Consider the following 26,070-nt stretch of genomic DNA (forward strand, 5'->3'; position numbering starts at 1 on the left):
TATAAAATGTAATTTTGCCCTCTTGAAAATAGCAATCGTCATATTAAATTGGAATGGTCAAAAACTGTTAGAACAGTTCTTGCCATCTGTTGTAGATTTTAGTTCGAAAGATGCTGCCGTTTATATAGCAGACAATGCTTCCACAGATTCTTCAATTTCATATGTAAAAGAATATTTTCCTTCTATAAAAATAGTTGAAAACGCTGTAAATGGTGGTTATGCAAAAGGTTATAACGATGCTTTACAATCTATTGATGCAGATATTTATTGCTTATTAAATTCTGATGTTGAGGTTACTGAAAATTGGTTAAAACCAATAATTGATGTTTTTAAAACGGATGAAGAAACAGCTATTATTCAACCAAAATTATTAGATTTTAAAGACAAAACTAAGTTTGAATACGCTGGTGCTGCTGGTGGTTTTATTGATTTATATGGATATCCTTATTGTAGAGGACGCGTTTTTAATCATTTAGAAACAGATAAAGGTCAATTTAATGATACAACGGATGTTTTTTGGGCTTCAGGTGCTTGTTTGTTTATACGTTCTAAAGTATATCACAAACTAGAAGGTTTTGATGAAGACTATTTTGCACATCAAGAAGAAATTGATTTATGTTGGAGAACTCAAAATAATGGTTACAAAATTAAATATGTAGGAGAATCTACAGTTTATCATGTTGGTGGTGCTACTTTACAAGAAACAAATCCTCATAAAACATTTTTAAACTTTAGAAATAGTTTATTTAATGTGGTTAAGAATGTTCCAAAGAAATGGTTCTTATTCGTAATATTTTCTCGTTTAGTTTTAGATGGAGTTGCAGGAATCAAGTTTATGATAGAATTAAGACCAATTCATACTTGGGCAATCATAAAAGCACATTTTAGTTTTTATAAAAACTTTAATAAATTTCTAAAGAAGCGTAAGAAATTATCAAAAAAACAAGATTACAACCTACATACAAGTATTGTTTGGCAATACTTTGCTTTAGGTAGAAAAGAGTTTAAAGACTTAAAATAATTTTCTTTTTAAAACTTCTTTCCATTTACCAGACTCAGCATATTCTTTAATTACAATATTTCTTTCAAGGAGAAAATGATGCATATATCTTTTTAAAAATAGAAAATCTGCAATTTTACCTAAGAAACCCAATGGCGATTCGTATTTAAAAATATCTTTTACTATAACTCTATTATCTTTTTGATGAAGATAATGTTCATGTCTAAAACTTTTAAAGGCTCCTTTAACCATTTCATCAGCAAAAAAGAATGGAGATTCAAAATCTGTAATTATAGAGGTTAATTCTTGTGTAAATCCTAAATGTTTTGCTCGCCAAGTTACGGTTTCACTGAGTTTAATCAAACCAGAAGTTCTTCCTGCTATTGCTTCTTCCTTAGATTTTTCTGTAGAAATTTTATGCAAATCAATACTTCTTATTAAATCAAAAACAATAGTAATATCATTAATATTAATAATAGTTTCTAATTCAATTTTAGCCATTATAGAATATCTAAGCTTCCTTTACCTTCTCTAATAACTTCTGGATAACCTTCAGTAAAATCGATAACAGTTGATGCTTGGTTATCTCCATAACCACCATCAATTACGATATCTACTAGTTTTCCCCATTTTTCGAAAATTAATTCTGGGTCTGTAGTATATTCTAAAACTTCATCATCATCTCTAATTGATGTTGTTACAATTGGGTTTCCTAAACTTTCTACTAAAGTTCTCGTAATATTATTATCAGGAATACGAATACCAACTGCTTTTTTCTTTTTAAACACTTTTGGTAAGTTGTTACTTCCTGGTAAAATGAACGTATAAGGTCCTGGTAAAGCTTTTTTAAGAATTTTAAAAGTAGCGCTATCTATTTGCTTCACATAATCAGATAAATGGCTTAAATTATTGCAAATAAAAGAAAACTTAGCTTTTTCTAGTTTAACACCTTTTATCTGAGCTATCTTTTCTAAAGCTTTGGTGTTCGTAATATCGCAACCTAAACCATAAACAGTATCTGTTGGGTAAATTACCAAACCTCCACGTTTTAAAACGGCAACAACTTTATCTATTGCCTTTTGATTGGGGTTATCATTATATATTTTAATGAATTCAGCCATATTATAAATGTACAAAAACTCAACTTGATTAACAATCATGCTGAGTTTTATTTTTAAGGAAGTTATTTTTTATTAAGACTTATCTACCATTCTAAATCCTTCACCATGAATATTTAAAATCTCAACATGTTCATCTGGTTTTAAATATTTACGAAGCTTTGCAATGTAAACATCCATACTTCTTGATGTAAAGTAGTTATCGTCTCTCCAAATCTTCGTCAATGCTAATTCTCTTGGCATTAAATCGTTTTTGTGAATTGCTAACATGCGTAACAATTTACTTTCTTTTGGTGAAAGTTTTATTGGTTCTCCGTCTTCTCCTACAGATAAGTGTCTTAATTTAGAATTAAAGAAAAAACCACCTATTTTAAATTCAAATTGCTCTGATTCTGTAGATTTATCGATGTCTTTACGTTGTAAAATTGCTTTAATTTTATGTAATAACACTTCAGAATCGAATGGTTTATTTAAGTAATCATCTGCACCAACAGAATATCCTCTTAAAACGTCTTCTTTTAAAGTTTTAGCTGTTAAAAAAATAATTGGCACTTCTTTATTGGTTCCTCTAATGTCTTGTGCTAATGAAAAACCATCTTTACGAGGCATCATTACATCTAAAATACATAAGTCATAATCACTGTTTTTAAACATGATTAAACCTTCTATACCATCTTTTGCATGTGTTACATTATAATCGTGTAATGCTAAATAATCTTTTAAAACTGTTCCAAAATTAGGATCATCCTCAACTAATAATATTTTCTTACTTCCCATTGTTATATTTTTTAAATTAAAGGTAATTTTACCGTAAATATGCTTCCTACTCCTTTTTCACTTTCTACAATAACAGAACCATGATGTTTTTCTACTATTTCTTTTACATACGCTAAACCAAGTCCATGGCCTTTAACATCATGTATGTTTCCTTTTTGTTCTCTATAAAACTTATCAAAAACATTTTTTTGAACAGCTTTACTCATTCCTATTCCTTCATCTTTTACTTTTAAAACAAAGAATTTATTTGTACTTTCTGTATAGACATCAATTTTTGGAGATCCTTCAGAATACTTTAAAGCATTTTCTAATATATTCACAATTACATTTGTTAAATGAAATTGATTTCCTGGAACTTCTGTAATTATTGCTTCAAAATGAGTATCTAAACTTCCTTTTCTATCTTCAATCAATAAACTAGTGTGAGATATTGCATCATCTATTATGTCGTGCATATCAATACTTTCCTTACTAATTTCTACTTGGTTTTTTTCTAACCTAGAAATTCTTAAAACATTTTCTACTTGAGAATGCATTCTCTTATTCTCATCTCTAATCATTTGTACATAACGTAAAACTTTTTCGTTATCATTTATCACCTTTGGGTTCTTTATAGAATCTAAAGCTAGATTAATGGTCGCGATTGGCGTTTTAAACTCATGCGTCATGTTATTTATAAAATCAGTTTTAATTTCTGATATTTTCTTTTGTCTAATCAATTGATATAATGAACTTGAAAAAGCTATTATAATAATTAAAATAAAGAATAAAGACAGCAATAAAATATTTGAAATTCCTGAAAGTATATGTTCCTTTTCTGACGGAAAAGTTATAAATAATTCGTAATCTACATCTCCATTTGTGTTAAAAAATAATGGATATTGGTAACTCTCTTTTTGATTAATTGTATAATAACCAGATTTTAACTTTGTAGCTAAACCATCTTTACTATATACACCATATTTAAAATCTAAGTATATATTTCTCTTATCTAACTCTTCTCTTATCGTAGTATTTAATTCATTATTTCTTACTCTTTGATGAATAGGTTTTGTTTTTTTATAATACTCAAAATATGGAGAATAATACATTTTCTCTATATCTGTAAACCTTTTTGTAAACGAATATCTTTTTTCATCTGTAGAAGAAAAAGCATTATCTACACCTTTAATTAATCTTGAATGAAAAAAATCTTGTTTTCCCGAAACTCTCTTTACAATTATAGAATCATTGTCTAAAAAATCTGTAGGTAATTTAAAGTTTTCTTCTAAAAATGTAGATCCAAATGTTACTCTCTCTTTTTTAAGGGTGTCTATTTCTTGAAAAAGGTAATTTCTAATTTTAGCTGCATTTGCCAAACCTACATTATCGGTTAATCCTTCAATTTTTTTATCAAAAAAAGTCTCTTCTTTTTCATTAATCACCTGAGAAACACTTCCTAAAGATTTCTGAACATCATTCTTAAATTGTTCTTTTTTACTTTCAACTGCATTGTTAATCCAATACAACTGTACAGTAATAATCCCTACTAAAGAAATGCTCATTAAAGCAACAATAAGAACAAACATTTTCTTCCCCATAAACCAAAGTTACGGCTTTCAAAAGTTGGAATTATTGTTTTTAACCTAAATTAACGGTATTATTTTAATTTTAAGATTATTTTAACAAAAAACATGAATTTAATTAAATTCGACCTATTTTTTCTGTTAAAATATTATGAATTCTAATAACCTGAGAACGAGTATCTTCTCTATTAAAATTAGAAATAACATAATTAGACTGCAGTAGCTTTTTATCTTCTAACCATTGACTTTTTATTCTATTTTCTACAGCTGTTTTAGAGCTTCCATCTCTTAACACAGTTCTATCTATTCTAACCTTTATAGGTGCATAAACAGAAATGATAATATCGCATTTTAAATTACTCTTACTTTCAAAGAGAATTGCATTTTCATAAACGATATAATCCTTGTTTTTATGTTGATTAACAAATTGTTGAAAATGTTTTTTTACTTCTGGGTGTACAATTGCGTTTAACGCTTCTAACTTGCTCTTATCTTTAAAAACAAGGTTGGCTATAAAAAGTCTATTTAATTGGTTATTTTGGTACGATTCTTCTCCAAATTCTTCAATAATTTTAGATTTGATGATTAACGAAGAGTTCATTAATTTTTTTGCTTCAGAATCTGCGTTATAAATAATAACATTTTCAAATTCTGCAAAAAAGTTAGCAACCGTAGTTTTACCACTTCCTATTCCTCCTGTTAAACCTACTATCATCTTATTTCTGAATTAAAAAATCTATTTTATTAGGTATCAATTTAAAACTTTTGATTAAGCTAGAATTTGAAGTCACTTTTGGTAATAAATAACTAAGGTTATTTTCTTTAGAAATATTGTAATCACAAACAACTTTAAAAAAGTTTTTATCAATTTTATCAAAATTAGAAAGACCAACTACAAAAACAACTTCAACAGTTTTATTTAATGTAGTTAACTCCACACCTTCAGGAAGATTATCAACTATAAAAGGAATTTGAAAAGAGCCTTCAGTAAACTTCTCTACTTTTCCACTAACGGTAGTAAAGCTTGAATTCACTTTAATATTACTTGAGTTTTCTGGTAATATAATTTTAACCTTTTCAGAAAAACTAGACTTCACATCTTCTAATTTTAACAATTCTAAATTAATTGTTTTTATGTTTTCTATTTGAGCTTCTGGCCCAGAAATTAAAATACTATCTGGTTTAATTAAAACAGTCTCTAAAATATCATAACCAATATGATATTTGATCTCTAAATTAGGTTTTAAAGCAACTTTTTTAGAGATTAAACTACCTATTTCTAAGTAGATTGTATCTAAAGCTATATCTTGTAATTGAACACCTGATCGTAATTGTTTTTGAATTGCAATAAATTGATTTTTGGTTAAAAAGTAATATTTACTTGAAGATTTTCTAATCAATTTATGAGCACTTAAAGCTAAACTTTTATTGCCAAACCTTGATCTTATAATATTAAAACCAGTCGATTTTACTAAAATGTCTATTTCTTTTGTAGGTTCTTTTTGCAATAACTTATCTTGAGAGATATTCGTATACTTTACTGGTAATGTTAAAGTTGTAGTATATTCTTTAGATAGCGTTATTAACAACCATATTAAAACAGATGCTATTAGAAAACTTATAAAACTTTTCGATATTTTTTTATTATTTTTCAAGGCAATAAATAATTTCTATGCAATTTACACAAAAGCTTGTAAACAAAAAAGTGAGCAGTATCTTAAAAGACAATGCTCACTTAATATTTTAAAAACTTAATTTTTATTTTTTTGCTGGAGCTGAATATTTTTTGCTCAATTCCATTGAAATTGCAGAGCTTTCAAATTTAATTTTTCCTGCTCCTGTTTCAATAGTAATAGTATTGTCTGCAGAATTAATTTCTGCAATCTTACCATGAATTCCGCTAGAAGTTACAACTTTCGCTCCTTTTTTAATTTCAGCTTGAAATGCTTTTTCCTTTTTTGTACGACTCATTTGTGGTCTTATCATAAAGAAATAAAACACTACAATAATTGCTAAGAAAGGTAACATACTCGCTAAAGATCCTAATCCTCCTTCTTGTAAAAACATTACAGTATACATAATTATATTTTTGCTTTTGGTGTTACAGAACCTTTTAATGTTAATATTTCTCTACCAGATTCTGTGTTAGTAGTTAGAGTTATAGATTTTTGTTGTCTATTTGGTTTACCATTTGTGTTAAATTTTACTTTAACCTCTCCTGTTTCTCCTGGTTTTATTGGTGCTTTTGGCCAAACAGGAATTGTACAACCACAAGTTGCTTGTGCATTTGTAATTACTAAATCTGTTTTACCAGAATTGGTAACCATAAAACTAGTTTCTACAATATCACCTTCATTAACAGTACCAAAATCATAGACTTTTTTGTCTAAAGTTATTAAAGCTGTTCCTTTCTTTATTTCTAAATCTCTTGATGCAGCTTTCTCTAAATTTTCTTTGTTAATTTTTGTTGTTACATTTCCACCATCCTTACATGCTGTAAAAAATGATGCAGTAATTACTAAAGCTAATAAAATTGTTGTTTTTTTCATTCTGATTTAATTTTATGTAAAAATAATAAATAAATTATAGTAATCCTCTACCTATTTTTACGATTCTTTTATTTTCTATAAATTCTTTAGAAATTTTATCTAAAACACCATTAATAAAATAGCTACTTTTCTCTGTAGAATAATCTTTAGAAATTTCGATATACTCATTAATAGTAACTCTTGTTGGTATTGATGGGAAATTTAAAAATTCTGAAATTGCCATTTTGATAAGAATCATATCTATACCAGCAATTCTTTCTGTTTCCCAGTTCGGTGTTTTTTCTTCAATATCTAATTCGTATTCTTTATGTTTTAAGACTGTTTTTCTAAACATTTTAGATACAAATTCTTCATCATCTTTATCCTTATAAAGACTACTTAAAATAAATGTAACATCCTCTTTTTGCTTACTTAATGTTTTTACAACCCAAGTATTTACAAAAGGAATATCATCTACCCAAGAAATCATTGTGTCTTCAAACAATTCTCCTAATTTATCATTTGGAGCAATAATTTCTTTAAAGAAATCTATTACAAAGGCTTTATCTACTTTATAAGAATCGTCTACAGTATCTAAATATTTTTTATATAAATCACTTTTTTGTAATTCATCATAAATAATTTTTACATACTCTTCATTTTCTTCCCAATTATTTAAACCATTTAATTCAATATAGCCTTCTATACTAATGCTTTCTGCAAAAGTATTTATAACTTTATTGTTTAAAAATTTGTTGTTTGGGTTTAGATCTTCTTTTGTTGCAAGAATCTTCTTTTTTGAAAGCGCAATTTTTTTAGCTGCTAATTTTTGTACTTCTACTAACAATTGTATGTTTAAAACATACAAGTCGTACATTTTTAAAATACTATGTTTTAAAAACTTTTCTTCTCTAATGATATCATCATTGTGAGATTGTAACATAGCGTATACAGACTGCATTACTTTAACTCTAATATGTCTTCTGTTTATCATTTTCTAAAGAACTTATATATAAATTGCGGTGCAAAAATAGTGTTATTTTAGTTTTATCCTATCAAGTTTTTAATTCTTTTTTAAGAATTAATTTTGCACTTAAACTTGTACCTTTGCGCTTTCTCTTTTTTAACAAAAAAATAATTTACAGAGGCTATATTAATTGTAATTTTATTTTTTTAAAAATAAATATTCGTTGAAAGAACTACGACACATTAATAAGTACTTTTCTAAATATAAATGGCGATTAATAATCGGTATTATAATGACCTTTTCTGCTAAATTCTTGGCTTTAAAAATCCCTCAAATAATTGGTGATTCTTTAAACGTTGTTGAAGATTATCAAAACGGAATTGTAACGAATTTAGAAGAAGTAAATCACCAATTATTAATAAATGTACTTATTATAATTGGTGTAACCGTATTATCTGGAGTTTTCACTTTTTTAATGAGACAAACAATAATTGTTACTTCTAGATTGATAGAATTTGATCTTAAAAACGAGATTTATGAGCAATACCAAAGATTATCGCTTAATTTCTACAAGAAGAATAGAACAGGTGATTTAATGAATAGAATCTCTGAAGATGTTTCTAAAGTAAGAATGTATGTTGGACCAGCAATTATGTACAGTATGAATATGATTGTATTGTTTACTGTTGGTTTTACACAAATGATGAGTATCGATGTAAAACTAACCATGTATACATTAATTCCTTTTCCTTTATTATCAATTTCAATCTTTATTTTAAGTAAAGTTATTCATAAAAGAAGTACCGTTGTTCAAGAATATTTATCAAAATTAACAACATTTAATCAAGAGTTTTTCTCAGGAATTAATGTTGTAAAATCGTACGGAATTGAAGCTTCAATTATAAAGGATTTTGATAAAATAGCTGATGAAAGCAAGGATAAAAACATCCACCTTCAAAAAGCAAATGCATTATTTTTTCCTTTAATGGTATTTTTAATTGGTATTAGTAACATCATTGTTATTTATGTTGGTGGACAACAATATATTAATAACGAAATAAAAATAGGGACCATTATTGAGTTCATGTTGTATGTTAACATTCTTACTTGGCCAGTAGCAGTTGTAGGTTGGGTAACTTCTATGATACAGCAAGCAGAAGCTTCTCAAGCAAGAATTAATGAATTTTTACAACAAGTGCCAGAAATTGTTAATACAAACACATCGTCTACAGAATTAAAAGGAAATGTTACTTTTAAGGATGTTACTTTTACCTATGATGATACAAATATTACTGCCTTAAAAAACGTAAATTTCTCTGTAAAATCTGGAGAAACAATAGCTATTTTAGGAAAAACAGGTTCTGGAAAATCTACAATTATTGAACTTATTTCTAGATTATATGATACAGACATAGGAACTATCTTATTAGACGGAAAACCAATAAAAGAAGCTAATTTAGATGATGTTAGAAGTCAGATTGGTTTTGTACCTCAAGATCCTTTTTTATTCTCTGAAAGTATCGAAGACAATATTAAATTCGGAAAAGAAGATGCTACAGAAGAAGAAATTATAGCAGCAGCAAAAAATGCTGATGTTCATAAAAACATTATCGATTTCCCTAATGGTTACAAAACCATTTTAGGAGAACGTGGTGTTACACTTTCTGGCGGACAAAAACAGCGTGTTTCTATTGCAAGAGCAATTATTAAAAACCCTAAAATCTTAATTTTTGACGATTGTTTATCTGCTGTAGATACAGAAACTGAAGAAAAAATATTATCAAATTTAGAAAGAATCTCTAAAAACATCACAACATTTATTATTAGCCACAGAGTTTCATCAGCCAAAAATGCTGATAAAATCATTGTTTTAGACGAAGGTGAAATTACACAACAAGGAACTCATAATCAGTTAATAACGCAAGAAGGTTACTATAAAGGTTTGTATGATCAACAACTTTTAGAAAAAGAAATTTAATCTTTAACATTGCTACATTAAATATTTTGTTAGATTTGTTAAGTATAACAAACATTTTATAATTACTATTTTAAAAGAATTATGGCAGAGAGAGCAGAGAGAATTGAGCAAGAAGAAATTTTTTCACAAGTATTAAGAGCAGGAAGAAGAACTTACTTTTTTGATGTAAGAGCTACAAAGGCAGATGATTATTACTTAACTGTTACAGAAAGTAAAAAGTTTACACATGATGATGGAAGCTTCCACTACCAAAAACACAAAATTTACTTATATAAAGAAGATTTCACTGATTTTCAAGAAATGTTAGGTAAAGCAACTGATTATATTTTAAACGAAAAAGGTAGCGAAGTAATTAGTGAACGTCATCAAAAAGATTTTAAAAAGGAAGAAGAAACCGAAATTACTGATGAAATTAAATCAACTGAAAGTTTTACAGATGTTTCTTTTGACGATATATAACACTAACCATAGACTGGTTTTGTAGAATATTTTCTATATAAAACAGAAAAATTTTACTTAAAAGAATTTTAATTCAAATTAATTTTACTCAAAAAGAACCATAAGTTTTATATTTATGGTTCTTTTTTTTAATGCTAGTTGGCTTTAATTACCCTGTCAAACCTATGAAATTTCATAAAGAAAAAATTGATAAATTAATAACACTTGAAAAAGAGAATAATTTAGTGAATCATATTTTGACAAGTTTATTCAATAAAGGAAAAACTATAGCTAAAAAAAACACGAACGAATATATTATATGGACAAGTAATTATTGGGTTGGATTTTTTTATCCAATTTTTAAGATAAACTTCGATAAAGACGGAGAAATAACAAATATTAAATCTGAATTAAGCTTGAATGGGAAATTATGGAGAGTAATTTTGAGTAGTTTACTTATATTATTTTTTGTTTTTTTTCTAATAATTCCAATAATTGAAAATTTCAAAAACTTTGATTTTTCAATGCTAATAATTCTCGGAGTATTTAGTCTTTTAGCTTTTGGTTTTATTTGGGTCTTTAAAAAATTTTATGAGAATGAAACAAAAAACTTATTAAATGAATTAAAAATACTTGTTGGATTAGACTCAAAAGAAACTATTGAAGAAAAAGAGAATAAAAAAAGTGAGTGGACTTTGAAAAGAATACTTTTGAGAGTTTTTATTTATCCATTTGCTTTATTTATAATTTTCATATCTTGTTATGGTATTTACAAAGGCACTTTTTTTAGAGGATTTTTTGGAGTTCTAATAGCTGTTGCTTTTTTGTATACTGATATTAAAATAATTTGGAAAAAAAGAAAAACTAAAGCTAAGAACATACAAAATTAATTGCTTTGTTTTAGATAACTTACAAAATCCAACGCAACAAAGCATTTATCAACATTTTTACAATACTTTTTTCATCGTCTTACTTTTAGCAATGGTTTCTTCCCATTCCTTTTTAGCATTACTCTCTTTTGTAATACCACCACCAACATAAATAGAAGCTGTTTTCTCTTCAATATTCATACATCTTAAATTTACAAAGAGTGATGAATTTTTATTTTCAAGATTTAATTCACCTAAAAAACCTGTATAAAAGCTTCTACTATAGTTTTCATTTTGGTTGATAAACCTTTTTGCTTGTTCCCTTGGTAAGCCACAAACTGCAGGCGTTGGATGTAATTTTCTTATCAACTCTTTTAAGTTCGATTTTTTATTTAAATTACCCTCTACCCTACTTCTTAAATGCAATAAGTTTCCTGCTTTTACAGTTTCTGTTTTATCAATTTTTAAATTACTTGATATTGGTTCTAATTGATTTTGAATAAAATCTGTAACTAATTGTTGTTCTTCTAACTCTTTCGATTTCCAGATAACTTCATCAGAATCCACATATACTTGAGTTCCTGCCAAAGACATTGTTGTAAAATCAGCATCAGAAATAGTTAATAATGTTTCTGGAGTTGCACCAAACCACAAACCAACTTTTGGATGAAACCATACATAAACAAATGCATTTTTATAGGTTTTTAAAAGTTTTTTAAACGTGATTAGTACATCAAATTCACTTAATAAAACTTCTTCTTTTCTAGAAACTACAACTTTCTTAAGCTCGTTATTATTAATTTCATCGAGCGTTTTTTCTACAAGATGAATGTGTTTTTCTTTATCAGAATTAGTCGCATCTTCAAAAATAGTATTGAAAGAAAAATCTTCTTCAATTAAGATATCCTCATTGATAAACGCTGCATTTTCAAGAGGAAATAAAATAGCATTTTCTTCACTATTAAAAGGTGCAAATACAAATCCGGTTTCTGTAAATTCTGAAGTGAAATTTAATGTATTGTCATCCATAAAAAAACCAGAAATTGTTGATGAATTTGGTTTTCTATAGGCTACAAAAGGTTTATTTCCTTTAAAATTTTCTTCAATTTTATTAAAAATGATATTCAATGTATGTTATAATTTATTTTTTATTTAAAACGATATTTGTCATTTTTGCAACAGAAATTAAATCGTCATTTTCATCGACAATAGTAACTTCCCATAAATGCGTGGTTCTCCCTTTATGAATATTCTTTGCAGTAGCAAAAACAACACCTTCTCTTTTGCTTTTTATATGGTTTATAGATAACTGAATTCCGTTAATAAATTGACTTTTACTATCGATAAAAAAGTTTGACGCTGCACTACCTACACTTTCTGCTAAAGCTGCAGTTGCACCTCCATGTAATTGTCCATAAGGTTGATGAACTTTAGAGTTTACAGGCATTTTTGCTGTTAAAAAATCATCGCCAAGAGCAACATATTCAATATCAAGCGTTTCCATTAAAGTCCCTTTAGAATGCTCGTTAAAGGCTTTTAAAATAGCAATTGTATCCATATCATTCAGATTATAATGTAAAAGTACATATAAAATTTTGTATTTTTGCAGCAGAAAAGTTAAACCATTTTATGTACAAAATACGCGTAATTTTAGACACCAAAGAAGATGTAATCAGAACTATTTTAGTTGATGACAACTTAAATTTAGAAGATTTACACTCTACAATTGCTAAAGCCTTTGGTTTTGGAGGAAAAGAAATGGCTTCTTTTTACAGAACTGATGATGAATGGAATCAAGATGAAGAAATTCCGTTATTCAATATGGAAGAAGTTGGAGAAGGTATTTCTATGCAAACTTGTATTTTGAATGATACTTTATCTGAAGAAAACAACAAATTAATTTACGTGTATGATTTCTTAAAAATGTGGACTTTTTATGTAGAAGTTATTGAAATTTCTGCTGATAAAAATGAGAATTTACCACAGATTATATTAACAGTTGGTGAAGTGCCTAGTGAAGCTCCAGAAAAAGAATTTGTTGCAGAAAAATTAGATGACGGCTTTGGAGACGATGGTGACATTGATGACGAATTTGGTCATTTTGATGATTTCGATTATAACGAATATTAGAAAATATATTTAAGCGTGTAACTGGTTAATTGTTTAACTGTTAATAGCTTTTCTACAATTAAACAATTACACTTTTAAACAATTACACATTAAAGAAGTAACAAATTTGTATTTTAGTCGTCTTACAGACATAACCGACTAAATCAATTTCTTTGGAAACTATCTTATCACTTAAAAATCTCGATAAAAAATACGGAAAAGTTCACGCAGTAAACAATCTTTCTTTTGATATACAAAGAGGAAATGTTTATGGAATTTTAGGTCCTAATGGAAGTGGAAAATCTACCACTTTAGGAATCATTTTAAATGTTGTTAATAGAACTTCTGGTGAGTTTTCTTGGTTTAACGGAAAACTATCCACTCATGAAGCATTAAAAAAAGTAGGCGCAATTATTGAGCGACCTAATTTTTACCCTTACATGACTGCTAATCAGAATTTAGCTTTGATATGTAAGATTAAAGGAATATCCACAGAAAAAATTAACGAAAAACTTACAACAGTAAATCTTTTTGATAGAAGAGATAGTAAGTTTAGTACCTTCTCTTTAGGTATGAAACAACGTTTAGCGATTGCTTCTGCCCTATTAAATGATCCTGAGATTTTAATTTTAGATGAGCCTACAAATGGTTTAGATCCTCAAGGAATTCATGAAATTCGCCAAATTATACAAAATATTGCTGCAAATGGAACTACAATTTTATTAGCTTCACACCTTCTAGATGAAGTTGAAAAAGTGTGTTCTCACGTTGTTGTAATAAGAAATGGCATAAAATTATATAGTGGTCGTGTTGATGAAATGACAGCTTCAAATGGTTTATTTGAACTAAAAGTTGAATCTGATGAAGATAAACTATTATCACTTTTAGAAGAACATCCTGCAATTGGCAAAGTAAATAAAGATCACGAAACTATTATTGCTACATTAAACAATTCTATTTCTGCAACAGAAATCAATGAATTTCTATTCAAAAAGGGTATTATTTTATCTCACTTGGTAAAACGTAAACCTAGTTTAGAACAACAATTCTTAGATTTAACAAACAACAACTAATCATTAGAATGTCAGTTCGAGCAAAGTTGAGAACAAATTCAAATTAAAAACATATAACGTCATGTTAAGACTACTTACTATAGAATTTCATAAATTAAAACACAATACAGCCAGTAAAGTATTATCAATTATTTACTTTGGATTACTGACTTCTATTGCATTAATCGCAGCAATAAAATTTGATGTTGGGCCTATAAAATTTCATTTAGCTGAAATGGGAATTTTCAATTTTCCATACATTTGGCATTTTAACACATACATGGCCGCCATTCTAAAATTCTTTTTATTATTGGTAATTGTCTCAATGATGGCCAATGAATACAGCTATAAAACCTTAAAACAAAATTTAATTGATGGTTTAAGCAAAAAAGAGTTTATCCTTTCTAAATTTTATACTGTAGTTGCTTTTGCATTAATTTCTACTCTATTTGTTTTTGTAGTTTCTTTAATTTTAGGACTCGTTTATTCAGACTATAATGAATTTGCTATCATCGTTTCTGATTTAAAATATTTAGTTGCTTTCTTTATTAAGTTAGTAGGTTTCTTTTCTATGGGACTATTCTTCGGAATTTTAGTAAAACGTTCTGCATTTGCAGTTGGCGCCATGGTTGTTTGGTTTATTGCAGAAAGTATGTTTAAAGGATATCTTTTTTGGACCTTTAAAGATGCAACTAACACAACAGAATCTGTAGATTCAATTATGCAATTTTTACCATTTGAAGCGATGGCAAACTTAATAAAAGAGCCTTTTTCTAGATTAGGTGCTGTTAGATCTGTTGCAAATCAAATAGGTGAAAATTTCACAAAAAGTTACGATGTAGATTTCTCTTCAATCCTAATTGTTACAGTTTGGACTTTTATCTTAATTTATTTGTCTTATGCACTGTTAAAAAAGAGAGATTTATAATACTTTTTAAATATATTTGATGTTTTAGAATAGAAATAACATCAAATGAAGAAATTAACACCTTTTTTACTCCTTTTTATTGCATTAAATTCATTTTCTCAAAAAGAAGCTAACTTTTGGTATTTTGGAAGAAATGCAGCGCTAAATTTTAATTCCGGCACTCCAGTTCCTGTTACTGGAAGTAAACTAAATACTACAGAAGGCTGTTCTTCATTTTCAGACTCTAATGGTAATTTATTATTTTATGTTGGAGCACCAGATAGTAATGCTCGATCACTTACCGTTTGGGATAAAAACAACAACCCAATGCCAAATGGTGTTGGGTTAAGAGGAGACTCTTCTAGTGCTCAATCTGCTTTAACAGTTCCTGCTCCTGGAAAACCAAATATTTATTATCTATTTACGGTAGGAACCACTGCTACAGGAATTAGTGGTGGGGGAATTGCTGGGTTTTTTCTATATGAAATAGATATGAATTTAAACGGAAGTATGGGCGACATAAACACAACTATTGGAGATGTTACCGGTGCTACAAATATTTCAGATGGAAAAGACAATCAATGGACGGAAAAAGTAACTGCTGTTAGAGCGAAACAATGTAATACTGTTTGGGTAATTTCAATGTCTCAACAATCGAGTGTTAGTGGTAATAATGAATTTTATGCTTATAAAGTTAGTGATACAGGAGTAGATACCGCAAATCCTGTTATAAGTGAAATAAATAATTTTAGAACTAATGATGTACGTGGGTATTTAAAAGTATCTCCAGATGGTACAAAATTAGCAGCTGCTAATATGAGTAATGGTACTTTTATATTTGATTTTGATGATGAGACAGGTATAGTAACTAATTTTAATAATTCTAGTAATGCAAACCAATTATCTCTAAACGGGAATGGTTATGGAGTTGAGTTTTCTACTTCTAGTGAAAGACTATATGTATCTACTGGAAATTCTAGTGCAACTCAAGAAAATTTATATCAATTCGATTTAACATTGCCAACTTTTTCTGAAATTAATAACTCAAGATTTAGTGTACATAGTTATTTTAATACGAGGGGCGCTTTACAACTTGGTCCTAATGGTAAAATTTATTGGTCTAGTGAAAACTCTAATAATATTAGTGTAATTAATAATCCAAATGAAATAGGAGCTGCTGTTAATTATTCACATCAAAGCGTAAATTTGGGTACTGGTGTATTGGCTAGTCAAGGTTTACCTCCTTTTTTATCATCTCTTTTATTACCAATTGAAGTTTCAGATTTAAATACTAATGAAGTAATAAACAATCAAGATTTAGAGCTTTGTATTGGCGACAATATAACCATAAAGCCTGCAACTGTTTCTGGTAATAATATAACTTATGAATGGTTTTTTGATGATGGTATAACATCAACGCTAAAAGCTACAACAGAAAATTTATCACTAAATAATCTAACAAAAATAGATAGTGGAAAATATACACTAACAGTAAAATTAACAGACAATTGTGCTAATATAACACAATATAATGGTACTTTTAATATCGGTGTATTTGAAGCCTCTAGAGCAAAAGGAACACCTGATTCTATTAATTTTTGTGATACAGACCTTACTACTCCAAACAGTTTTGATTTATCCACTCTAAAAAACACAGAGATTTTAGATGGATTAGACCCAACAATTTTTAATGTTAAGTATTATGATACTTTAGCAAAAGCAACAGGAAATGTTACAGGCTCAGAATTACCTAATCCTTATGAAGTAAACACAGCTAGTTTACAAACAATTTATGTAAGAGTAGATAACAAAAACGCACCTAATGCTTGTTTTGCTCTTACAGAATTTGAATTAGAAGTAACAAATGAACCAGAACCTATTCAACCAACAGTTTACAGATTATGTGATGATACTGCAAGTGCTGGTGGTAATACAGATGGTATTAAAAACAACTTTATATTAAGCTCTAAAGATGCTGAAATTTTAGGAACCTTAAGCGCAACGCAATATGCTGTTTCTTATCATACTCTTTTAGCAGATGCTCAAACTAGTAGCACAACAAATGCAATTGATAAAAATACAGATTATCAGGTTAATAACTCACAAAATATTTATGTAAGAGTAGAAAACATAGACAATGCAAATTGTAATACTGTTTCAGATGATACTGCTGGTAGTTTATTTATGTCTTTTCAATTAATTGTAGATGCTTTACCTATTATAAAAACAAACCCTGTTATCATCAAACAATGTGATGATAACCCTGATTTAATAACAACTTTCAACTTAACAGAAGCTGAAATTAGTATTTCTGATAATAGAGCTAATGAAACTTTTGAATATTATGCTTCACAAGCTGAAGCTATTGCAGGTACTCCAGAAGTTGCTGATAAATTAAGATATCCTGTTTCTAATACTGGAGAAGCTTGGGTTAGAACAATCTCAGAATTTGGTTGTTACAGAATTTCTAAAATAGAATTGATTGTTTCTTTTGCAGGTGACGTTAATTACTCCAGAAGTTTTATTGAATGTGATGATTTATTAGATGCTGATGGAAATAATACTGCTGCAAACTCTGATACTGATGGAATTTCATTCTTTGATTTTAGTGAAGCTGAACAAGAAATTTTAGACCTATTTCCTGTATTAATCCAACCAAATTTAGAAGTATTATTCTACGAGTCAACTGCAGATAGAACTGCCTCTATAAATGAAATTCCTGACATATCAAATCATAGAAATAACAATGATCCTGCATATGCAAACACTCAAACTATTTTTGTAAGAATAAAAAACAAAGTAAATAACGATTGTACTGGTATTGGCCAATTTACTTTAACTGTAAATTCTACTCCTTTAGCAAATGCACCAATAGATCTTAATCTGTGTGATGATGATGCATCTGGAAGTACTGTAGATGGTGAAAATTCTGGCATTAATCTTAGAGATAATGTTGATGAAATTTTAGGAGCTACACAAACTGAAACAGATTATATTGTTTCTTTTCACACTTCTGCAACAGGTGCAAATACAAATACAGATATTATTACAAACGATACTAATTTTACAAATGCTGCTCAAACTGGTTTTGCTTTGGGGGATATTAGTGAACAAATTATTTATGTCCGTGTTCAAAACAGAAATGGAGCTACACAATGTTTTAATGATCATGTATCTTTTAAAATAATTGTGAATCCTGTTCCAACAGTTTCTAATACAATCACTCCTTTTGCTGTTTGTGATATTATTACTCCTTCTGATAGTGATCCTCGAAATAGAGTTGCTCAAAATATTGATTTAACTTCTAAAGACATTGAAATTTTAGATGGTAAAATAAATCATAGAGTTGCTTATTACGCAACACAACAAGATGCACAAGATGGTAACGAAATATCAAATCCTACTGTTTTTCAAAATATTACAAGTGAAACTAATTTTCCTGCTGATTTTTCTACGGATGATCCTGGTATAGAAACCATCTTCTTTAAAGTATTTGATTTAGGAGGAAATATGTGTGAATCTGTCTTTGCTACTTTTCAATTATTAATCTATCCAGAACCTAATATTCCTATCAATATTTCTGATTATTCTGATTGTGATAATACTTCAGATAGTTTTGCTGATGATGCAAATGGGATTAATGGAGACATCACTCTAAAAAATAAAATACCAGAAATTCTGGTTAATTATTTGCCTTCTGAATTTGCAGATTTCTCTGTTACTTTTTATACTTCTTTAGCAGATGCTGAAGCTGGAAACATGGCTTTAGCGCTTGATGAAAACATCTTTGAGAATAACGCGAACAACCAAACGATTTATGTGCATGTAGAAAACACAAAAAACACACCAATTGCTTGTGTGTATACTGGTTTGTCTTTTAATATCAACATAAAACCAATTCCGAATTTTACAGTAATGGGGGAAGAAGATATTGATACGCCACAAATTGTTTGTTTAAATGACACTCCGCTTACTTTAGAAGCTGAAAATCCTGCTGCAACATATGATTATACTTGGACTGATCAAGCTGGAACAACTTTAGGAACTGACGTAACTTTAGACGTTACAACTGGTGGAAAATATACCGTAACAGCTGCTGATCAATCTCCTAATGGTTGTTCTAGAAAAAGAACAATAGTGGTGAATGAGTCTAATATTGCACTATTAAAAGAAAGTTTTATCACCATAATCGATGAATCTAATACTATTAGTAGCAATGATAATATTTCTATTTCCATAGATACTATAAGTAATGATTTAGGTCCTGGAGATTATCAATTTGCTCTTAGAAATGATGATAATGGAGATCGTTTTCCTATAATTGGATTTCAAGATGAACCACTTTTCGAGAATCTTGAAGGTGGTATTTATACCATAATTGTAAATGATAAAAATGGTTGTTCTCCGGATACTGAATTGCAAATATCTGTCATTCAATTCCCAAAATTCTTTACGCCAAATGGCGATGGAAAAAATGATACTTGGATAATTAAAGGTGCTAATAAAACTTTTTACCCTAATAGTAGCATCAATATATTTAACAGATATGGAAAGTTAGTTGCACAATTACCAATTGATAATCAAGGTTGGGACGGAACTTATAATGGTAAAAAATTGCCTTCCAATGATTATTGGTTTAATGTTCAACTTATTCCTGCTGATACAAATAGATCTCCAATACTTAAAAAAGGTCATTTTTCATTATTAAGGAGATAGCGTCATAAAAAACAGTTACACTTTATTGCCCAAACCAATAAAATGAAAATAAAAACAAATGCTTCCCTAGACGAAAAAAGTTCTCCTTTCTACAAAAGGAATGAGGAATTTTGTTCTCAATTTAAGCATTTTGTTGCAGAAAAAAAAGGAACTCATAATTCTGAATTTCTGATTAGAAAAAAAAAAAACTGATTTCATAAAATTAATGTTCAATAAATCATTGTCAAAATTTAATATTTATGACAAATACATTATCGAAACAGAAAATAATAAATCTCAACTAATATCTAAACTGACTAAAATTTTAGAACCTCTTTTTAAATCTAAAGAAATTTATAAAATTAACCATCAAGATGACAAATTGAAAATTGAATTGAGAACTGAAAAACATTATTTTGACATATTTAACGAACTAACTGAATTATAAAAAAAAGTTAAGAAAAAATTAAAGCATACATATTTTAATAACTAAAAAAAGAACTTGAAAAAAAAGATTTATATATTATTTATATTATTAAGTATCAATGTTTTTTCTCAAAGAGAAGCAGATCATTGGTATTTTGGTGATAAAGCTGGATTGCACTTTAACGCTGGTCGTTTAGATATATTAAACGATAGTAAAATGAGTACTTTTACTGGTTCTTCTAGTATTTCTGACAAACAAGGAAACTTAATTTTCTACACAAACGGACAAACTGTTTGGAATAAAAATCATCAGATAATTGAAGATGGTGAAAATTTAGCAGGAGAACTTACCAACACACAATCGTCTATAATAATTCCTAAACCCAATAGTGAAACCAACTTCTACATTTTCAACACAAGACAAACATTAACAAACACACCGTTATTATATCCTGGAATTTATTATTCTGAAATAGAAATATCTAGCACTTATCCTTCAGGAAAAGTAATTAAGAAGAATGAAAGATTAGAAGGTTTAATATCACAAAAAATTACAGCTGTTCACCATAAAAATGGTAAAGATATTTGGGTTATTACTTATGGTAAGGATGTTTATGAAGAAACTAATCAACTTTTTTACACTTTTAAAGTTACTGAGTTTGGTATAAATAGTGGAATTAAAACAGAACTAAATGAAATAGATGAAACATTATTGGGTAAATTAAAAGTTTCTCCTAATGGCAGTAAAGTTGCATTATCTAGCACTCATGAAAGAATTCATCTTTATAAATTTAATAATATTACAGGTAGCCTATCAGAATACTCTTCTATTTTTTTAAGAACTAATATTACTCAAGGATATTTAGGTTACGGATTAACCTTTTCTCCTAATTCTAAATACCTATATTATCCTGCTTATAGATATACAGGAGGAAAAGAACACTATAAAATTTTTCAAGCTGAAATAGATAAGCTAAATGCTTCAAGTGATTATCGAGGAATACCAATATTTACTGGCTCACCAAATAGAAGTGCAGCCTCAATTCAATTAGCATCTGATGGTAAAATATATGTAGCTCAAGTTAAAGTTAATAACTTTTACGATAATAATGGTCAACTTACTGGATCTGAATCTATTCCTTTTAAAAATATTGGAGTTATAAATGAACCAAACAAGTTTGGAGAAGACTCTAATTATCAAGACCAGGTTTTAAATTTAGAAAATGGTAATTCACATAGAGGACTTCCTAATTTTATTCAATCTTATTTTAGAAATAGAATAATCACTGAAAATAAATGTGTTTCTGAAGTTTTTGATTTTAATCTTGATGCTTATAAAACAATTACAGCTGCAAAATGGGATTTTGGAGATGGTAATACAGCTACAAGTCTAAATACGAATCACAAATACACAACTGCAGGAACTTACATAGTAACTAGCCTTGTAACTATGGATAGTGTTGAAGTTCCTTTTTACAAAGAAGTAATTGTATATCCTCTTCCAGAAGTAATTCCAAATCAAGAATTAATTCAATGTGATACAAATAATGACGGTGTAGATTTTTTCGATTTATATGATATCAGTAGTAAAGTTGTAATTGAAACTTTAGACAAAAATTTTATTTTCTATAAAAGTTATTTAGAAGCAGAAAACGATGAAAACAGGATAAATAATCCTGAATTATTTCAAAACGAAAGTATCCGTCAAGAATTATTTGTAAGTGTAATATCTGAAAAAGGTTGTAGAAATATTACTAACTTTTTTATTGAATCTAAGTTTGTTTCTCTTGGAAATATTAGTACAATTTATGCCTGTGATAATTCCACCAATACAATCGAAAGCTTAAAAGGTGTTTTTAATCTTGATGAAAAAAGAAATCAAATTAAACAAGAATTCAACCTAAATGATGATAATACAATTCAATTTTATCCATCTTTAATTGAAGCACAAACCACAACAAACTTAATTGAGGATGATTTTACATCACCAACAACAACAATTTATGTAAGAGTAGATACACCTTTAGGCTGTGGTGGTATAGAACCTTTTAATTTAGTAGTAAATACGAAACCTATTATAAACATAAACGATTCTTATATAATTTGTGTAGAAACGTCAGAACATTCTACAATAATTATAGATGGTAATTCTTTTAATGATAGATATGAATGGAGAACCAGTGCTGATCAAATTATAAGTACAAATAAAGATTTTCTTTTAAATTCTATTGGAACCTTTAGTTTAACTGCTTTTAAAACTGAAAACGGACTAGAATGCTCTAGCTATAAAGAATTTACTGTAGCATATCCTAAATCAGCAGAATTCAATCAAATAATTGTTGATACAGAAACAGAGAATAACACAATCTCTGTAAATCTTAATGGAGATAGTAATTATGAGTTTTCTTTAGATAACAAAACTTTTTTTGGTAATGGAACAGATTACACCTTTAACAATGTTACTCCTGGTTTAAGAACTATATACGTTAAAGACATCAATAATTGTGAACCATCAATACAAACAAATGCATCTGTTATTGGTTTTAAAAGATTTTTTAGTCCAAATGGCGATGGAAATAATGATTACTGGAATCTTAATGGTATAGATGCTGCTTTCTTTAAATCTATAAAAATAATTGTGTTTGATAGATATGGAAAAGTTCTCCATTCTATAACAGGTTTTAATTCTCTAGGTTGGAATGGAATTTATAACGGAAAAGTTTTAGCATCTAATAGTTACTGGTTTACAGCAGAAATTATTGATTTAGAAGATAACCTTATTAAGAAATCAGGATCATTTAGTTTAATTAGAAAGTAATAGTATATTTACTATACCCTATTTTCTGTAAAATTAATACCTCTTTAAAATTAAAAAAAATTGAAAACGAAGCTTTATATATTATTTTTTATACTAAGTATCAATACTTTTTCTCAAAGAGAAACAGATCATTGGTATTTTGGTGGTAAAGCTGGCTTACATTTTAACAAAGGAAACATAGATCACTTAGACGATAGTGAAATGGAAGTATTACAAGGTTCGTCTACAATTTCTGATGCTCAAGGAAATTTATTATTTTATTCTAATGGAGAAACTATTTGGAATAAAAATCATGAAATTATGATAAATGGTGAAGGCTTATTTGGTGAATTAGAAAACACCCAAGCATCCATCATAATTCCTAAACCAAACAGCACCTCAACTTATTATATTTTTACAACAAGACAAAATGAATTAAATAATCCGCTATTTTATGCAGGTATCTATTATTCAGAAATAGAAATTTCTAGCACTTATCCTTTAGGAAGAGTAAAATATAAAAACCAAAGATTAACATATTCTAAAGCACAAAGAATTACAGCCGTACATCATAAAAACGGAAAAGACATTTGGGTTATTACATATGGTAGTGAGGTAGACAAAGGAGCTAACGATATTTTTTCTGCTTTTAAAGTTACAGAAGAAGGTGTAAAACCAGCAGTAAAAACAAAACTTAGAGAAGTAGAAATACCTTTATTTGGAGAAATGAAAGCTTCTCCTGATGGTAGTAAAATTGTTTTATCGACTAATTTTAATATTTACATATATGATTTTGATAATGTTACAGGGATTTTATCTCGATTTAAATACATAACAATATTACTAAGTTTTACATCAGGTTATAGTAGTTATGGTGTAAGCTTTTCTCCTAATTCTAAATTAATATATTATACTGCTAATTATGGAGATAGAAATGGGAGTAGTTACAATATAATGCAGATGACATTAGACAATCCTGATGAAAATTATTTAGGTGAATCTATATTTTCGATGAAACCAACTAGAAATGCAGCTGCAATAAGTTTAGCTTCAGATGGTAAAATATATGTTGTACAAATGTCTGCTAAAAACCTTTATGATGATGATGGATATTATATTGGTTATGATATAATTTCTACTAAAAATTTAGGAGTTATTAATGAACCTGATAAGTTAGGTACAGCATGTGATTATCAGCATGATGCAATAACGCTAGAAAGTGGAATATCCAATAGAGGTCTTCCTAATTTTATTCAATCTTATTTTAGAAATAGAATTATAAATGATGAAAAATGCATTACAGATGTTTTTGATTTTAATCTTGATGCTTATCAAACAATTACAGCTGCAAAATGGGATTTTGGAGATGGAAATACAGCAACAGGTCTTACTACCAATCATCAATACACAACTCCAGGAACCTATATTGTAACTTCAATAGTAAATATGGATAGTGTGAATGTTCCTTTTTACAAAAAAATAATAGTACATCCACTTCCTGTTGTAACTCCAGATCAAGAATTAATACAATGTGACACAAATAATGACGGTGTAGATTATTTTGATTTATTTGATATTGGCTATAAAATTGTTGACGATGCTTTTAACAAAGATTTCATTTTTTATAGAAACAAATTAGATGTAGAAAATGATGAAAATAGAATTGAAAATCCAGAAATATTCGAAAACGAAAGCAATCCTCAAGAACTATTTGTAAGAGTTATTTCCGATAAAGGGTGTCCTAGTATTACTAACTTTTTTATTGAATCTAAATTTGTTAAACTTGGTACGATTCCTAACATCTATAGATGTGATAGTTCTGATAATATAAATGGTGATTTAAACGGTTATTTTGATTTAAAAGCGAAAAGAGCTCAAATTAAAGATGATTTTAATTTAGATGACACAAATACGATTAGATTTTACCCATCATTAATAGAAGCTCAAACAACTGAAAACGAAATTGTTAATAAATTTAATTCAACATCTACAACTATTTATGTTAGAGTAGATACTTCTTTAGGCTGTGGAGGAATAGAACCTTTTAATTTAGTTGTAAATAGTACACCTATTATAAATCTAGATGATAATTACACCATTTGTGCAGTGCCAACAGCACATTTACCAATATTTTTAGATGGTAATTCTTTTAATGATAGATATGAATGGAGAAATAGTGCAGATAAAATTATAAGTACAAATAAAGATTTTCTCTTAAATTCTATAGGAACCTTTAGTTTAACTGCTTATAAAACTGAAAATGGACTAGAATGTTCTAATTATAAAGAATTTACTGTAGCATATCCTAAATCAGCAGAATTTAATCAAATAACTGTTGATACAGAAACAGAGAACAACACAATTTCTGTAACCCTTAATGGAGATAGTAATTATGAATTTTCTTTAGATAATATTACTTTTTTTGGAGACGGAACAGATTATACATTTAGTAACGTTACTCCAGGTTTAAGAACTATTTACGTTAAAGACATCAATAATTGTGAGCCATCAATACAAACAAATGCGTCTGTTATTGGTTTTAAAAGTTATTTTACACCAAATGGTGATGGAGAAAATGATTATTGGAATCTTAAAGGTTTAGACGCTGCTTTCTTTAAATCAATAAAAATAATCGTGTTTGATAGATATGGAAAAATTCTCCATTCAATAACAGATTTTAATTCTCTTGGTTGGGATGGTAATTATAATGGAAAAGTTCTAGGTTCTAATAGTTACTGGTTTATGGCAGAAATTGTTGACTTAGAAGATCACCTAATTAAGAAATCTGGAAACTTTAGTTTAATTAGAAAGTAATAATCTTTTTTCTATCCGTATTTTTACAAC

21 protein-coding genes are annotated in these 26,070 nt (G+C 28.1%); 10 read left to right on the forward strand and 11 right to left on the reverse strand.

The window, feature by feature from the left end; genetic code table 11:
• The first annotated feature begins 22 nt into the window (after window positions 1–22).
• Window positions 23–1,021, forward strand: a complete 999-nt coding sequence (locus BTO07_RS04480) for a glycosyltransferase family 2 protein (RefSeq protein WP_087520087.1) — start codon at window positions 23–25, stop codon at window positions 1,019–1,021.
• Here the strand turns inward: BTO07_RS04480 and BTO07_RS04485 are convergent.
• From BTO07_RS04485 to nusB, 9 genes are all read right to left on the reverse strand, one after another.
• Window positions 1,013–1,501, reverse strand: coding sequence for an SRPBCC family protein (locus tag BTO07_RS04485; RefSeq protein WP_087520088.1), 489 nt, complete (start codon window positions 1,499–1,501; stop codon window positions 1,013–1,015). The two genes, BTO07_RS04480 and BTO07_RS04485, sit on opposite strands and share 9 nt — an antisense overlap.
• The gene (locus BTO07_RS04490) at window positions 1,501–2,121 is read right to left on the reverse strand and encodes an L-threonylcarbamoyladenylate synthase (protein WP_087520089.1); all 621 of its coding nucleotides are present in this window, start codon (window positions 2,119–2,121) and stop codon (window positions 1,501–1,503) included. The genes BTO07_RS04485 and BTO07_RS04490 overlap by 1 nt, the downstream gene beginning before the upstream one ends.
• A gap of 72 nt (window positions 2,122–2,193) precedes the next feature.
• A complete protein-coding gene (locus BTO07_RS04495) occupies window positions 2,194–2,895 on the reverse strand; it encodes a response regulator transcription factor (RefSeq protein WP_087520090.1) in 702 nt (233 codons plus the stop codon).
• 11 nt (window positions 2,896–2,906) lie between these two features.
• Window positions 2,907–4,475 (reverse strand): sensor histidine kinase, encoded by a 1,569-nt coding sequence (locus BTO07_RS04500; protein ID WP_087520091.1) that lies wholly within the window; start codon window positions 4,473–4,475, stop codon window positions 2,907–2,909.
• Window positions 4,476–4,578: 103 nt separating this feature from the next.
• On the reverse strand, window positions 4,579–5,175 hold the full coding sequence (gene coaE, locus BTO07_RS04505; protein WP_087520092.1) for a dephospho-CoA kinase: 597 nt from the start codon (window positions 5,173–5,175) through the stop codon (window positions 4,579–4,581).
• Window position 5,176: 1 nt separating this feature from the next.
• The gene (locus BTO07_RS04510; protein ID WP_087520093.1) at window positions 5,177–6,115 is read right to left on the reverse strand and encodes a CdaR family protein; all 939 of its coding nucleotides are present in this window, start codon (window positions 6,113–6,115) and stop codon (window positions 5,177–5,179) included.
• Between the two features lie 103 nt (window positions 6,116–6,218).
• Complete coding sequence (gene yajC / locus BTO07_RS04515; protein ID WP_087520094.1) at window positions 6,219–6,539, reverse strand: preprotein translocase subunit YajC; 321 nt, start codon at window positions 6,537–6,539, stop codon at window positions 6,219–6,221.
• A gap of 2 nt (window positions 6,540–6,541) precedes the next feature.
• The gene (locus tag BTO07_RS04520; protein WP_087520095.1) at window positions 6,542–7,009 is read right to left on the reverse strand and encodes a DUF1573 domain-containing protein; all 468 of its coding nucleotides are present in this window, start codon (window positions 7,007–7,009) and stop codon (window positions 6,542–6,544) included.
• 34 nt (window positions 7,010–7,043) lie between these two features.
• Window positions 7,044–7,982 (reverse strand): transcription antitermination factor NusB, encoded by a 939-nt coding sequence (gene nusB, locus BTO07_RS04525; RefSeq protein ID WP_087520096.1) that lies wholly within the window; start codon window positions 7,980–7,982, stop codon window positions 7,044–7,046.
• A 196-nt stretch (window positions 7,983–8,178) separates the two neighbouring features.
• Between nusB and BTO07_RS04530 the strand changes: the two genes are divergently transcribed.
• The 3 genes from BTO07_RS04530 (at window position 8,179) to BTO07_RS04540 (ending at window position 11,261) form a co-directional block, all read left to right on the forward strand.
• Window positions 8,179–9,933 (forward strand): ABC transporter ATP-binding protein, encoded by a 1,755-nt coding sequence (locus BTO07_RS04530; RefSeq protein ID WP_087520097.1) that lies wholly within the window; start codon window positions 8,179–8,181, stop codon window positions 9,931–9,933.
• 81 nt (window positions 9,934–10,014) lie between these two features.
• Window positions 10,015–10,392: a PUR family DNA/RNA-binding protein gene (locus BTO07_RS04535; protein WP_087520098.1), complete on the forward strand. Its 378-nt coding sequence runs from the start codon at window positions 10,015–10,017 to the stop codon at window positions 10,390–10,392.
• Between the two features lie 164 nt (window positions 10,393–10,556).
• On the forward strand, window positions 10,557–11,261 hold the full coding sequence (locus tag BTO07_RS04540) for a hypothetical protein (RefSeq protein WP_157663282.1): 705 nt from the start codon (window positions 10,557–10,559) through the stop codon (window positions 11,259–11,261).
• A 57-nt stretch (window positions 11,262–11,318) separates the two neighbouring features.
• Here the strand turns inward: BTO07_RS04540 and BTO07_RS04545 are convergent, their stop codons facing one another.
• Entirely contained in the window at window positions 11,319–12,368 is a 1,050-nt protein-coding gene (locus BTO07_RS04545) for a chorismate-binding protein (protein WP_232457086.1), read from the reverse strand.
• Window positions 12,369–12,381: 13 nt separating this feature from the next.
• Entirely contained in the window at window positions 12,382–12,798 is a 417-nt protein-coding gene (locus BTO07_RS04550) for a PaaI family thioesterase (protein WP_087520100.1), read from the reverse strand.
• Window positions 12,799–12,869: 71 nt separating this feature from the next.
• Here BTO07_RS04550 and BTO07_RS04555 point away from each other — a divergent pair, with 71 nt between their 5' ends.
• The 6 genes from BTO07_RS04555 to BTO07_RS04585 all read left to right on the forward strand — a co-directional run bounded on the left by BTO07_RS04555 (window position 12,870) and on the right by BTO07_RS04585 (window position 26,040).
• A complete protein-coding gene (locus BTO07_RS04555) occupies window positions 12,870–13,370 on the forward strand; it encodes an IS1096 element passenger TnpR family protein (protein ID WP_087522555.1) in 501 nt (166 codons plus the stop codon).
• A 152-nt stretch (window positions 13,371–13,522) separates the two neighbouring features.
• Window positions 13,523–14,422 carry an ABC transporter ATP-binding protein gene (locus BTO07_RS04560; RefSeq protein ID WP_087520101.1) on the forward strand — a complete coding sequence of 300 codons (900 nt, stop codon included), beginning with the start codon at window positions 13,523–13,525 and terminating at the stop codon, window positions 14,420–14,422.
• A 61-nt stretch (window positions 14,423–14,483) separates the two neighbouring features.
• Window positions 14,484–15,329 carry an ABC transporter permease gene (locus BTO07_RS04565; protein WP_087520102.1) on the forward strand — a complete coding sequence of 282 codons (846 nt, stop codon included), beginning with the start codon at window positions 14,484–14,486 and terminating at the stop codon, window positions 15,327–15,329.
• A gap of 45 nt (window positions 15,330–15,374) precedes the next feature.
• On the forward strand, window positions 15,375–20,024 hold the full coding sequence (locus BTO07_RS04570; protein WP_087520103.1) for a T9SS type B sorting domain-containing protein: 4,650 nt from the start codon (window positions 15,375–15,377) through the stop codon (window positions 20,022–20,024).
• A 481-nt stretch (window positions 20,025–20,505) separates the two neighbouring features.
• Complete coding sequence (locus BTO07_RS04580) at window positions 20,506–23,247, forward strand: T9SS type B sorting domain-containing protein (protein ID WP_087520104.1); 2,742 nt, start codon at window positions 20,506–20,508, stop codon at window positions 23,245–23,247.
• A gap of 60 nt (window positions 23,248–23,307) precedes the next feature.
• Window positions 23,308–26,040, forward strand: a complete 2,733-nt coding sequence (locus BTO07_RS04585) for a T9SS type B sorting domain-containing protein (RefSeq protein ID WP_087520105.1) — start codon at window positions 23,308–23,310, stop codon at window positions 26,038–26,040.
• The last annotated feature ends 30 nt before the right edge of the window (window positions 26,041–26,070 follow it).

The organism is Polaribacter sp. SA4-12, assembly GCF_002163675.1.
Lineage (GTDB): Bacteria > Bacteroidota > Bacteroidia > Flavobacteriales > Flavobacteriaceae > Polaribacter.

What these genes read in the sequence shown, in the direction of transcription:
- BTO07_RS04485 (WP_087520088.1), bottom strand. Translation starts at nt 1,501, where the DNA reads ATGGCTAAAATTGAATTAGAAACTATTATTAATATTAATGATATTACT.
- BTO07_RS04490 (WP_087520089.1), bottom strand. Translation starts at nt 2,121, where the DNA reads ATGGCTGAATTCATTAAAATATATAATGATAACCCCAATCAAAAGGCA.
- BTO07_RS04495 (WP_087520090.1), bottom strand. Translation starts at nt 2,895, where the DNA reads ATGGGAAGTAAGAAAATATTATTAGTTGAGGATGATCCTAATTTTGGA.
- BTO07_RS04500 (WP_087520091.1), bottom strand. Translation starts at nt 4,475, where the DNA reads ATGGGGAAGAAAATGTTTGTTCTTATTGTTGCTTTAATGAGCATTTCT.
- coaE (WP_087520092.1), bottom strand. Translation starts at nt 5,175, where the DNA reads ATGATAGTAGGTTTAACAGGAGGAATAGGAAGTGGTAAAACTACGGTT.
- yajC (WP_087520094.1), bottom strand. Translation starts at nt 6,539, where the DNA reads ATGTATACTGTAATGTTTTTACAAGAAGGAGGATTAGGATCTTTAGCG.
- BTO07_RS04520 (WP_087520095.1), bottom strand. Translation starts at nt 7,009, where the DNA reads ATGAAAAAAACAACAATTTTATTAGCTTTAGTAATTACTGCATCATTT.
- nusB (WP_087520096.1), bottom strand. Translation starts at nt 7,982, where the DNA reads ATGATAAACAGAAGACATATTAGAGTTAAAGTAATGCAGTCTGTATAC.
- BTO07_RS04535 (WP_087520098.1), top strand. Translation starts at nt 10,015, where the DNA reads ATGGCAGAGAGAGCAGAGAGAATTGAGCAAGAAGAAATTTTTTCACAA.
- BTO07_RS04540 (WP_157663282.1), top strand. Translation starts at nt 10,557, where the DNA reads ATGAAATTTCATAAAGAAAAAATTGATAAATTAATAACACTTGAAAAA.
- BTO07_RS04550 (WP_087520100.1), bottom strand. Translation starts at nt 12,798, where the DNA reads ATGGATACAATTGCTATTTTAAAAGCCTTTAACGAGCATTCTAAAGGG.
- BTO07_RS04555 (WP_087522555.1), top strand. Translation starts at nt 12,870, where the DNA reads ATGTACAAAATACGCGTAATTTTAGACACCAAAGAAGATGTAATCAGA.
- BTO07_RS04565 (WP_087520102.1), top strand. Translation starts at nt 14,484, where the DNA reads ATGTTAAGACTACTTACTATAGAATTTCATAAATTAAAACACAATACA.
- BTO07_RS04570 (WP_087520103.1), top strand. Translation starts at nt 15,375, where the DNA reads ATGAAGAAATTAACACCTTTTTTACTCCTTTTTATTGCATTAAATTCA.